The 12,461-nt window shown below is 43.1% G+C and carries 7 protein-coding genes; all 7 read right to left on the reverse strand.

Annotation, left to right across the window (positions count from 1 at the left end):
• Positions 1-5: 5 nt before the first annotated feature.
• The gene (locus tag BVC88_RS19930) at positions 6-362 is read right to left on the reverse strand and encodes a hypothetical protein (RefSeq protein WP_075352499.1); all 357 of its coding nucleotides are present in this window, start codon (positions 360-362) and stop codon (positions 6-8) included.
• 15 nt (positions 363-377) lie between these two features.
• Positions 378-1,838 (reverse strand): hypothetical protein, encoded by a 1,461-nt coding sequence (locus BVC88_RS19935; RefSeq protein WP_075352500.1) that lies wholly within the window; start codon positions 1,836-1,838, stop codon positions 378-380.
• Positions 1,835-8,827 carry an ATP-binding protein gene (locus BVC88_RS19940; protein WP_075352501.1) on the reverse strand — a complete coding sequence of 2,331 codons (6,993 nt, stop codon included), beginning with the start codon at positions 8,825-8,827 and terminating at the stop codon, positions 1,835-1,837. The genes BVC88_RS19935 and BVC88_RS19940 overlap by 4 nt, the downstream gene beginning before the upstream one ends.
• A 7-nt stretch (positions 8,828-8,834) precedes the next feature.
• Positions 8,835-8,993 carry a hypothetical protein gene (locus BVC88_RS21410; RefSeq protein WP_175574459.1) on the reverse strand — a complete coding sequence of 53 codons (159 nt, stop codon included), beginning with the start codon at positions 8,991-8,993 and terminating at the stop codon, positions 8,835-8,837.
• Positions 8,994-9,061: 68 nt separating this feature from the next.
• Positions 9,062-10,135, reverse strand: coding sequence for a sensor histidine kinase (locus BVC88_RS19945; RefSeq protein WP_075352502.1), 1,074 nt, complete (start codon positions 10,133-10,135; stop codon positions 9,062-9,064).
• Positions 10,136-11,275 carry an FIST signal transduction protein gene (locus BVC88_RS19950; RefSeq protein WP_075352503.1) on the reverse strand — a complete coding sequence of 380 codons (1,140 nt, stop codon included), beginning with the start codon at positions 11,273-11,275 and terminating at the stop codon, positions 10,136-10,138. It lies immediately after the preceding gene.
• A gap of 22 nt (positions 11,276-11,297) precedes the next feature.
• On the reverse strand, positions 11,298-12,455 hold the full coding sequence (locus BVC88_RS19955) for an FIST signal transduction protein (protein ID WP_075352504.1): 1,158 nt from the start codon (positions 12,453-12,455) through the stop codon (positions 11,298-11,300).
• Positions 12,456-12,461: the final 6 nt, after the last annotated feature.

Below are 12,461 nucleotides of genomic sequence, written 5' to 3' on the forward strand. Positions count from 1 at the left end.
ATTGATCAACCGGATTTTTGCCTTAATCCGTGATAATAGAAAACACGAAAAAAATTATCAACCAAACCTTGCCTGATCCATAAGAATATCGGGACAGCGTTGAATGATTTGTCTTTCGCTCGAATGCCATGATAGGAAAGTCGTACAAACTCATCGGCCAAGGCATTCAGATCAGTCAGGGATTTCTCTCCTTTATTCGCCCGGCTATGTTCCAACATCCCTTTGACGATGGTATCTGCTCGCTTGCCGTGATGGTTGATTTTAGAGAGGTTTTCTTTGATATCACCAAGTATTTCCGTGACTAAGGTCTCATCTCTTGATTCTTGGCTCTTGGCTCTTTCCTCCTCGATTTCTGCGATCAATTCATTACTTACTTCCTAAAAGTTATTCACAAAATTCAGCGGGTTCTGGATCTCATGGGCGATGCCTGCAGTCAGTTCTCCGAGAGAGGCCATCTTTTCGGATTGGATCAGTTGGGCTTGGGTGGATTTGAGATTTTCGAGTGACTCTTTCAATTCAGCAGTTCGCTTGGTTACTTGCTCTTCCAGTATAATATTCTGTTGGCTTAAAAGCTCCTTTTTTTCTTCGGTTACCTTTAAAACTTTCTGACTTTCAAGGAAAGCCTCACCCAAAGCCTCTTTCAGTCGGACTGAAATAAAAATGAGGAAAAATAAGGGTGCACTGAGTATTCCCAGCGTGAGCATGGGCTTTTCATACTCAAAGAATAAATCGATGGAATACTTGTGAATATTGAGGTAAACTACCGTCGCCAATGTAGGAAATACCACACCCGCTACGATCGCCCACTGCGCTCCTTTGATCGTCTTCCTATTCTTGAAAAACAGAGAACCGTAATAAATCAACATTCCAGAAAAAACAATCCCAAAGGGCCAGGAAATCGAATAATAATGGGCAATCGGATTCGCTAAAAGCACCAAGACAAAAATCAATCTCGACCAAAAAGAAATCTTCTTGATCAGCATCCACTCCAATGTAAACAGTCCAAACAAGATCGAAATTGCCTGGAAAGTAATCATGAACAGGAATCGCACTTTTTCGGCGGTATAGGAAATCTCGAAAAAGGAACTGTAAAAGATGGAAAGTGAAGTGATCAAAACAGAGGTAGTCAACCAAGCTACCAGCCGAAAAATCGTTTGATCCGGATTCAAATAAACCAGTAACCAAAAGAGGAAAAACAAAAGGAAGGAAACCGCGATAGAGATCGCCCCGAAAATATGCGTGCTTTTATAATCTGCCTGCACCCGCTTGAGGTAGTCCGGCCCGGTAAGGCTAATGAGCCGCTCAAAATTCTCCGGCTTCATTTGGATTTCCCGCTGGGTGAAAGGAGTCTCATAGTTCACAAGGTGAATAGCCAGTAAGTATTCCTTTCCTGTTTCCATGGTGATTGGAGCAGGATATTTCAGCGTCGGATTAAAGGCTTCAAAGTCTTGACCTGTACTTCCAAAAGAATGAATTAACTGTCCATCCAAATAAATATCTGTCGCTGCCCAAAATTCTCGGGCTAAAGCTAAAGGCATATCTTGAAATGACTCATCGAGTTTAATTCGAATCCGAAACCAGCCTTCGATTCGGCCATTTTCATCCTCTAAATCCTTGGTAAGTTGGCTGGGATTCATTTCCTCCCAATCCGAAATATCAAGGCCTGGAACCGCTCCATCAGGGACCGGCCCAGCTTTAAAAACCCAACCTTCCAATGGAGCTAAAAATAGTCGCTGATGCGATTGAAACTGATCGGAAGAAAGTAGCTCCACCCGATCTTGGGCAATGCTACTTCCACAATATCCTATCAAAAGAAGCAGCAGGAAAAGCTTTCTCATACGTTTTCCATTTTTAAAGGCAGTAAGATAGAAAAAGTACTTCCCTCACCTACTTCACTTTCCACCCTCAATTCCCCTCCATGCGCCTTGATGATATCGTGCGTGATGCTAAGTCCCAGGCCGGTTCCTTCGGTTCCTTTTTTGGTGGTGAAGAATGGCTGTAGGATTTTATCCACGATATCCTTTGGAATCCCTGGACCATTATCCTGAAATGCCAAAATCAATTTTTGCTTTTCCCGTTTGGTCTGGATGGTCAATTTAGGGAGATAGCTTGAATCAGTGCTTGATTTAAATCTATCCCTCATGGCGTCAAAGGCATTGTTGCAGATATTCAAAATCACTCTGGAAAAATCTTCCATGACTAAGTTTACCAGGCCGGCATCCGGATCTAAGTCAAAGTTGAGGTCCACATTTATCGGGTTTTTACCTGCCCGCATCCCATGAAAAGCAAGATTTGCGAACTCCCGCATCAGCTGATTAGGATCCATAGCCTCAATTTTTCCTGCATTTCCCCGACTATGCTGCAGCATAGATTTTACAATGGCATCTGCTCGGGTGCCATGCTCGTGGACTTTGCTGAGGTTGGATTTGACATCCTGCAGAATGGCCAAGATCTCTTCTTTGCTGTCCGAGTCCTCGATATTTTCAAATTCTTCAAACACCTCATCGATCAATTCCCGGCTGAGATCAGAAAAGTTATTCACAAAGTTCAGGGGGTTCTTGATCTCATGGGCAATACCTGCTGTGAGCTGACCTAAGCTTGCTAATTTTTCCTGCTGGATCAATTGCTCCTGGGCCGATTTCAATTCTTTAAGTGCTTTTTCTGCCTTTGATTTGGCCTTTTTTAATTTTTTTAAATCTTCCCGAGCTTGTGAAAGATCTTTGAAACGAGAGTAGGCCAAGGAAAAGGCAGCGGCCGCGCGTTGGAGTAAATCCCAACTTTCATCAGATATTTCTCCAGGTGTAGCGGCTCCGATCGCCCCATTCGAAAATTTAGTTAAATGATAAGTACGTTCCGGGATTTCGGTACCATAGTAGCCATCAAGTTTTGTAGATTGGTTTGCACAGAAATTAATCCACTCTACTCTATTTTCTCCTTTCATTAGAATGGAGGTTTTGGTCTCGCTGCTTTGGTGGAAGTCAAGCATTTTCCTCCCCACCCAAGTGGCTTTGTATTTGAGATCAAAATGGTCTGCTATATAGGTTTTCGCCCCATCTCGAATATCTTTTATCGAATACCAGCATTCGGCCTCTCCCTCAGATTTGTTGATATAGATGGAGCTGGTTTCCAATTCCTCTACTCCCAATAAGCCCATTTCCTCCCGCATGACTTGAGCGACTTCTACGAGTTCTTCAGGCTCCTGCATGGCCATCGCCCGGGCACGGACACGCTCTAAAGCGAGTTCAATTTTTGCTTTCCTGTTTTGCTTTTCAGCGTTGAGTAAGTCTTCAAATCGTCTGTATGCCAAGTCAAATACCCCTGCAAAGCGAACCAAAGTTTCGACAGAATCTAAAGGTGGATTAGGAACTTGTCCAGGAAGACTAAATCCGATCTCTCCATGTGTAGTTCTTGCGATGACAAAAGTCAGGCCTCCAATAGCCATAATATCTTCCTCCGTAGGTGCATGAGGATCCGCTTGTTCATATTTGCCGTAGGTATTCATCTTATCGATGTAGTCCCAGGCCTCCTGTCCATTTAAATCTAAGGCAATAGTAGGTGAGTCACTCTTTTCCCACTCGGCTAATCGAGGTATCTCATCGTGTACAAACTTTGGCACCGAGATAATCATACCCACTCGTTCACCATCTTCAGAGGTCATAGACATTTCATAGCTCTCTGGAATCCATTTCATATGCCAGAAGTAATCAGCTTCATGCCCAAGAAGAATAAATTCCCTTCGCATAGTGACTACAATGTCAAAGAGTTCCTCTGACTGTCTCATAGCGGTAACTTGAGCTCGGATCCGTTCCAATGAAAGCTCAATCTGTGCTTCCTTTGCCTGCGATTCTGCAACTTTCAGGTCATTGAAACGGGTAAAAGTCAGGTTGAATGCATAAGCGAAGCGCTCGAGAATCTCAATAGATTCTCTTGGCTGTTCATCCGGAGAAGCCATACCAATAAATCCTTTGGAAAAATAGGCTAGGTATTGGATTCTACGAGTCTGTTTTTTTCCATCTTTAAATGGAATATTAAGGCTGGTCAAGTAGTCAATGTATTCTTTGAGCTCTTCACCCTGAATATCCACCACCGTGGATTTTTCCTTATTCTTCCAAGCATCATACATTTTTTTGAAACTGGCATTATTCAGCAGGTCAGTAGTATAGGCCGTGCTGATTTTGCTGCCATCTTCCTCGGTGGTCCAGAATTCGGTTTCGCTGGAATTATCTTTGATGATTCCGATGTAAAGTCGATTGGGCTCTATTCCCAATTGGATCAATTGCTGGAAAAGGATCGCTGCAGTTTCTGCCAACTCATCCGACTTTTGCATGGCCAGCGTACGGCTACGTACCCTTTCCAATGCTGCTTCGATCTGTGCTTCCCGGGCTTGGGCTTCTGCTTTTTGAAGGTCTAAGAATCGGGTGTATGTCTGATCAAATACTCGGGCAAAACGAGGTAGAATGTCAGTAGTTTCAAGATACTTGAGTGAGGATATTAAAATGTATCCGTTTTTAAAGGAAGCGCCATAATCTATCTCCCAAGTCGGTGTTGCCGGCATGGGCGCATTCCTGGACTCGAGATCCTGAAGGGCTATTTGGGCTGAAGGCAGCTCGAAAATGTCTTTAAAATGCTGTTCAATAAAATCGCTTGGTATTTCTATTGAGAATAGTTCTTTCCCTTCTTTCCATTGATCATACCGGTATTGGTGGATATAATCCAAATCGATTGGGACGATGAAAGGGGTCAGCATTCCACCTCCTGGAATACTATGCCACTGTTCTACGTGACCCTCGTGTTTATCACAAAAAACAATTCCGGCCGCATAAAGATCTTCGCCAAAATTCCTGAGCTGCTCAAACATCTCGGTAGTCACCACTCCAAAATCTGCTGCACTCTGCATGCCTATGGAATGTGATCTGATTCGCTCCAAAGCTGCTTCAATTTTGGCCTCCCGAGCTTGGGCTTCCGCTTTTTGTAAGTCTAAGAATCGGGTATAGGTCTGGTCAAATACTTTAGTAAAGCGCTTGAAAATATCATGCGCCTCTGGTACTTGTTCATAAGTGATAAAAAGTAGGAATCCGTTTGAAAACTTGCAGAGGTGATTGATCTGGTAGGTGGGAAGAGAAAGTCCCAGCACCTCCAGTTTTTCAAATGTAGCCTGTAAGTCAGGAAAAGACTTCATGTAATTGTAGTGCTCTTCTAACGCTTTTCCCCCAAGCTCCTGTACCATAAAGGTATCCTTGCTCCTGATAAAGGATCCCATTTCGTCAAAGGAAGCTTCTCCCCATAAGCGTAGGACGAAGGGTTCCTGAATTGTGCCTTCACTGCTCATCCAAGCATCAGCAGATTTTTTATCCTCGAGCAATACATTAAATCCACTACTCCAAGATGGGACACCCAATCCTTGCACTTCTAAAAAGAGCAGGTTAGCTACTTCAGGCAGCTCAGCACTACTCTGCATTCCCATGGTTCGGGACCTCACTTTTTCTAAGGCCGTCTCAATCCGGGCTTCTCTGGCCTGTGCCTCTGCTTTTTGCAAATCCAAAAATCTTATATAAGCTTGCTCGAAGACTTTGCCGAAACGGATTACAATTTCATTGTTACTATCAGAAAAAGGCTCATCAGTATACCGTATGATTTGAATTCCTGAGTTTTTCATGAAAGTTAAAGTCGTTGTAAATGCAGAACTTTCTTTCATGAATGCTTCAATCTCCGGATTGAAGGAATTGGTATCCAACAATTGTTTGAAATACTCTTTCATGATTTTCCCGGAATAGGTTTTCATGAAGAGCTCAGGCCGGTCTCTGATCACCTGATTGTATTCGCGTTGGACTTGGGTACCGCTGCTGTGGGTGATTCGTAGCGGTTTTTCTGTGATAGCACCACCTACCCAAACATCGTAATCTGAATCGTTGTCAATTACGCCGCTCATAGCCATGGCATCCAATGGAACTCCCAAGGCCAACAATTGCTCCCGTATTTCATTCGCTACCAGTTGCATCTCCCTGGTGTTTTGCATACCCATGGATCTGCTTCTTACTTTTTCCAAAGCGGCCTCTATTTGGGCTTCCTTTGCCTGTGCCTCGGCTTTTTCCAAATCCAAAAAGCGCTGATAGGTTCGACCAAATTCCCGGGCAAAACGGCTGACGATGCTTTTTTCTTCCTCTGTGGCTTTTCGCGAATTATTGAATCCCAGGTAACCAAATTTGAAATGCCCTTGAGTGGTAAATAATCCAGAAGGGAAGTCTGTTGGATTTATTTTATGCCCAGCTGGTAAAGCACCCATTACCTCAGATAATAAATCCCATAAATGCGGAAGGTCTTCCGGTGCATAATCAATGGTATTTACCGAATTGGGTTCACAGTTTTTCCATTGCGCATAGGCCTGTTTCCACACCTCAATGGCATGAATGTCGATTAATTGTTCTGCCACCACACCATTATCAGCAGTAGTCGTCAGCCGGATGCTGAATTTTTCATTTGCTTCATCAAATAGCGTCAAATGAGTCAATACTGGATTGATTCCCAGCAGATCAAATTGATCGAAAAGAACACAAAGCACGTCGGTCAACTCATCGGTCTGGTGCATAGCCATAGCTCTTGCACGAATCCTTTCCAGTGCGACTTCAATTTGTGCTTCTCTAGCTTGTTTTTCGACACGTTCCAAATCTAGGAATCGCCTATAGGCTTGTTCGAAGACCTTAGCAAAACGTTGAATCAATTGGATGACTTCTTCGCTAGGAGCGGTATGATCGGTGGTACCGATGTAACCGTATTCAAAAAGGGCCGAGGTGATGAATCGCTCTTTCAATTTTTGATCCTTTTTGAAGGGAATCCCTAGCACCTCACTGCTATAAGCAATCCAGTCATTAAGTTTTTTTCCTTTCAAATCAAAAACCAGAAATTGTTTCTTTTCCCTCCAACCCTTGAATATCTCTTTGAGGACCTCTGATTTCTTGGATGACATCAAGAATTTTGTACTGACCTTATGCCCTTCCTGATCGGTCAGCCAAACTTCCAGCAAATCTCCTCCCTCTTGAGGCATGACGATATTAAACCGATCTGGAGTCTTGGTCAATTTGCTTATTTCCTCAAATAGGACGAGACATACATCTGCCAATTCATTTGAGTTATGCATGGCCATCGATCGTGCTCGTACCCGTTCTAGCGATAATTGAACTTGTGACTCCCTGGATTGTGCTTCGGCTTTTTGGATGTCCAAGAAGCGCTGGTAAACTCTAGTAAACTCTTTACAAAAGCGTGATAGAATTTCTTTTTCCTCTTCAGTAGCCTGCCGCTGATGGTCGTAACCCAAGTAACCAAAAGGTGTGTAACCTGCCATGGAATAGCCTCCTTCTGGAAAATACTCCAGCTTCATTCTTTCATCCTCCGGCATAGCATCAAAGGTTTCGGAGAAAATGCCAAAAAGCTGGGGAAGGACTTCTTTAGAATAAAAAATTACTTCTACAGAGTCGGATTGGTCATGGATAAACTTATCATAAAGCCCCTTTAACTCCTCCATACTATCTACATGAACAACCTGTTTTTGAGGCTGTCTATGTCTTGATTTGCCGGAAGCTCTATAGGTGAGTGTTCTGTTTTCCCGGTCGAATAGACTTAAAAATACATTCATAGGTTGAATTCCGAGATAGTCAAACTGCCGGAATAAAACACTGAGTACATCATGCAATTCATCTGAGTTTTTCATAGCCATGGATCGGGCACGCACCCGCTCTAAGGCTAATTGAATTTCTGCTTCCCTTGCCTGAGATTCCGCTTTTTTCAGATCAAGATACCTTCGATAGGTTTGTGCAAACTGAGCACTGAATCGTTGGGTGATTTGAACTAATTCAGATCGGAATTCATGCGGGCTAAAGGCATAAAAGAACCCATGCTCGAAAATGAAACAGTGCTGGATCTCCTTTTTGGGTAATTTTTCCAGAGGGATATGGATTTTATAGTCAGGTGCATTATTCAGCATCTGGTAATAACCCAGCAAATCCTGTCCTTCCAAAACATATTGATGAAAAGGAACCTGCTCCTTCCAAGCCTTTCGGGCCTTTTTCAGTAATGGATGCGAAGTCATATCCAAATTGCCTATATGCATTTTGACTTCCTTTCCATCTCTTCGAGCTGTCCAAAGTTCGTTGTTTTCGTTTTTGTGATTCAGGATGCCAATCCCAAATCTCGTTCCCTCGTCAACCCCCAAAGTGGTGAGTTCTTCAAACATTTTTAGGATACAGGCACCGATATCTGCACTGGAATGCATGGCCATCGTCATCGACCGCACTCGTTCCAAGGCTGCTTCTATTTCCAGCTCCCGGTTTTTCCCCAACAGATCTGCAGTTTTTTCATCTACGAGTTTTTGGAGTTCCTCTGCTTTTTGCTTGTAACTTTCTATGCCCCAGCTATCTTTTTCGCTCTCTACCTGCTCCGGCTTGGAGCCATGCCAGTGGATTACTTTCCATTGGCCATTACTAAAATTCAATACAGCTGAAAAGCGTAGATACATTTCCAGATTTCCTTCCTCCGTATTGATATCAAAGAAGACATCCTCGGCAAAGACTACCATATTTTCATCTTCAGAGATAAAGGAATGTACCGGCTCATTCCGCCATGTGAGATCAATACCCTCACTTTGGATTTTTTGATTGATCAGCAGTTGTTTAAACTCTTCGATTCCCCTGATTTTTTCATCTAATGCCGTTCCAAAACCCATGACATTCTCATCCACTATTCCTTCCAATAAGTTCGGATCATTGGATTCTAATCCAACCCGCATAAATTCCCGATAGGTCTTTTCCAATAATTCTTTCTTCGCTCTTTCCATATGATACCTAGGATATGGGTAATTTGATTAAAAATGTGGCTCCATGACCGATTTCGCTTTTTACCATCAATTCACCCCCATGGGCTTTGACGATATCATAATCCGTCTGAATCACGGATTGCCACGGATTATGAGATTTCACTGATTTCTGGTTTAGTTTTATCATGTTATTCATTTTTCATCCATGCCATCCTTTCATCTGATTCATCCCTGCCAAATGAAGGCAGACGTGTTTCAGACAAGAGGTAAAATCAGCCTAAATTCAGTCCCTTCACCTTCTTTCGATTCCAACTTCAACTCCCCTCCATGCGCCTTCACTATATCATAAGATAGTGATAATCCCAACCCAGTTCCCGACCCCGTCGGCTTGGTCGTAAAGAAGGGCTGGAAGATCTTTTCTTTGATGTGGGCGGGGATGCCGGAGCCGTTGTCTTGGACAGCGATAGTGATATACCCCCCCTCGCCCCCCTGAGGGGGGATTTGGTTAGTGCTAACCTTTATCGTTGGAGCATAATCTGAGGCTACATTTTCTGATTTAGATTTATCATTGACTGCGTAAAAAGCATTATTCACTAGGTTCAAAATCACCCGGCCAATATCCGAAGCCACTACATTTACTTTAGGCAGATTCGGATCGAGCTCTAACTTGAAGTCAGCATTAAAGCTCTTGTCTTTTGCCCGAAGACCGTGATAGGAGAGTCGTACAAACTCATCAGCTAAAGCATTCAAGTCTGTAGGAGCTTTTTCGCCTTTATTCGCTCTGCTATGCTCCAGCATTCCCTTCACGATGGCATCTGCTCGCTTGCCATGATGATTAATCTTGGAGAGATTTTCTTTTATATCTACCAAAATCTCTGTGACCAATCCCTCGTCTCTAGACTCTTGGCTCTTGGCTCTTTCTTCTTCAACCTCTTCGATCAACTCGTTACTGACTTCCGAGAAGTTATTTACAAAATTCAATGGGTTCTGAATCTCATGAGCAATGCCCGCAGTCAGCTCTCCAAGGGAGGCCATTTTCTCTGCTTGGATGAGTTGCGCTTGGGTGGCTTTGAGTTCTTCCAAAGATCGTTGAAGTGCCGAATTGGTTTCTTCAATGGCTTTCCTTTTCAGTTCAAGCTCCTCTATGGTTTCTTCGAGTAAAATGGCTGTGGTCCGTTTTACTTTTTCAGTGCGGTCCAGTTTGAATTCCAAAATGGTCAACTCTTTATCCACATCCTTGATGGATTTATTGAGAGAAGATTTTTGCTCATCAGAGATGGCTTCAATCTGAAATAGTGTGTCGAGAATATGCTGGAGGTGTCTGTTCATTTATTTTTCTTTTAGCGCCACACAACAGGTGGTGAGATTATGCATCTCCAGGTTTCCCCCTGTCGCCCGTGCAAGCTCTGCATTGCTGAACATCCCCACCATCGGTACATCCCATACACTGCGCATTCCTTCTATTTCATCACCTATCAGCGGACCAAGCGTAATGAATCTACCTGCGCAACTGAAAATAACCAAAGCATCCGCTTCCGCGATTTCTTCAGCCTTCAAATATTCGCATGCTTTAATTACTTTATCAATTACATCAAAATCGGGAGGCAGAGAAAAGCGAACTTTGGAACCCTGCGGCACCGATCCGCTGCAATAAAAGGAATGGTCACTCCAGTCCACCATCAGGCCGGGCCGCATTACGGGGTCCCCGGCTTCCCTTTGCAACTGCAATGGGAATGCCGCAGCAACCTCGATAGAGAATCGACCATTTTCCGGAGTGACATTTTCAATTCCTCCATACTTGATCGTAAGATCTAATACCGGAATATCATCTACGGTGTACACATGGTTGCCTACACTCTTTGTGACAGTTCGTTCTGTACCTACTGCTTTCCAACCGCATGTAGCCCTACCCTTTATTTTGATTTTATTCTCATCAATCGCCAACACGGTCATACCTCTGTCGGATTGTTTATCATTGGTAAAAACATATTGCTGCATGAAAGAAAAATCATCTCCAGCCATTCCACCATAAATATTCACATGTTTTCCTATGATGTCTTCAAAACCAAAAAGCAATTGCTCCGCATCCGTTTCCAAATGACTGCCTATTATTAGAAATGCAGGATTGGAAAAATGCATCAATGCCTTATTTGCAATACCTGCGGCCACTTCTCGGTAATTCTTTTGAGGGTATTCCTCAAAATAGATTTGGAAATGTGCAGGATTCATATCCAATAACATGATCGCTGCTTCTCCCAATACCACTTGGTCATCCATAAAACCTCCATTCGTAGTAGCCCCAAAAATGGCAATGCCTGCATCGTCCAAAATCTCGCAGATGGTATTGCGGTCTTGTTTGACAGAAACAAAAGCAATGGCCAGGGTGGGTTTAAATCCATCCACCATACTGGCTTGCAATTCAGTTTTAATTTCTTCTGGTGATATGCCTTTGATTGATTTTGCTATCATGGGTTCAGTTTTTTTTGTAATATTATTTCTCTTTCAAAGTTACCCAGCAGCACATGGCAGAATGAAAATGCTGCTTTCCTCCTTTTGTTCGACCAAATTCCCCATAAGTATAAAAACCCGCCATAGGCACCTGCCAGACTTCAGCCAGTCCGTCATTCTCGAGCTTGGTCAAGGGACCCAGAACGGGAGGCCTTCCAGCACAAGAGAAAATAAGCATAGCTTCAGGATCACCATTCATGCTGTTCTTTAATCCAGTAGCTTGAGCAATAATTTCATCTGAAATTTCGAAATCAGGCGGTGTGGCAAAGTGAAACTCGGTGCCTTCTTCCATCGGGATGTCCATCTCTAGAGCATTTGTTTCAGGATCAATTGATCGGGGGGACTTGATGATCGTTTCTCCATCATCTCTTGTGGCGATAAAGGGATATTGAATCGATAGATCCTTAAAAATGTCAAAGCTTTCTTCTTCCTTTTTTTCAGCCATCCCCAGATATTTCAAATACAATGGAGCTGCAGGTTTATCATCGATGGTATACACCATATTGCCCACACTTTTTGTTATTTTTCTCGCAATCCCCAGAGGCTGCCAGCCGTGAATAGCCATCCCCTTAAGGGAAATTTTGTCTGAATCAAAAACTAAGGCAGCGATACCATTATCAGATTCTTTTTCATGAGTAAATACATAGCTGTTTGAAATTTCCCAATCATCACCGGCCATGCCGCCAAAAAATATCGCGTCTTCGCCTAGCTCTTTCACCAACACATTGACTAGGGTTTCGCCATCAAAATATTTTCCATTGCCATAGACACCGCAACTTGTCAACAACATCGTCGGGTTTTTAAAGTGTCCTAAAGCATTTTTTGCAATAGAGGAAGCGGCCTTATCTACCTGTTCATTTTCTACATCTTCGATGATTATGGTGAAATATTCCCTTTTCACATCCATCAAAAGAACCACAGTTTCACCTTCGCTTTGATGACCGTCGATGAATTCCCCGCAAGAGGTGGCACCAAAAATCTCAATGTCCTTTGACTTTAAGATGTCACAAATAGCCTTTCGGTCTTGTTTTACAGAAATAAAAACCACGGCCAATGTTGGTGTAAAATGATCGGCCATTGCATTGTCCAAAGCGTTTTTTATTTCTTCAGGCGAATTGCCAAAAATTGATTTTGCTTTCATTTTTTC

Source organism: Algoriphagus marinus (genome assembly GCF_001936475.1).
GTDB lineage: Bacteria > Bacteroidota > Bacteroidia > Cytophagales > Cyclobacteriaceae > Algoriphagus > Algoriphagus marinus.

Bases quoted from the DNA above. Each gene is read 5' to 3' on its own strand.
- BVC88_RS19950 (WP_075352503.1), bottom strand. From the start codon at position 11,275: ATGATAGCAAAATCAATCAAAGGCATATCACCAGAAGAAATTAAAACT.
- BVC88_RS19935 (WP_075352500.1), bottom strand. From the start codon at position 1,838: ATGAGAAAGCTTTTCCTGCTGCTTCTTTTGATAGGATATTGTGGAAGT.
- BVC88_RS19955 (WP_075352504.1), bottom strand. From the start codon at position 12,455: ATGAAAGCAAAATCAATTTTTGGCAATTCGCCTGAAGAAATAAAAAAC.
- BVC88_RS21410 (WP_175574459.1), bottom strand. From the start codon at position 8,993: ATGATAAAACTAAACCAGAAATCAGTGAAATCTCATAATCCGTGGCAA.
- BVC88_RS19940 (WP_075352501.1), bottom strand. From the start codon at position 8,827: ATGGAAAGAGCGAAGAAAGAATTATTGGAAAAGACCTATCGGGAATTT.
- BVC88_RS19945 (WP_075352502.1), bottom strand. From the start codon at position 10,135: ATGAACAGACACCTCCAGCATATTCTCGACACACTATTTCAGATTGAA.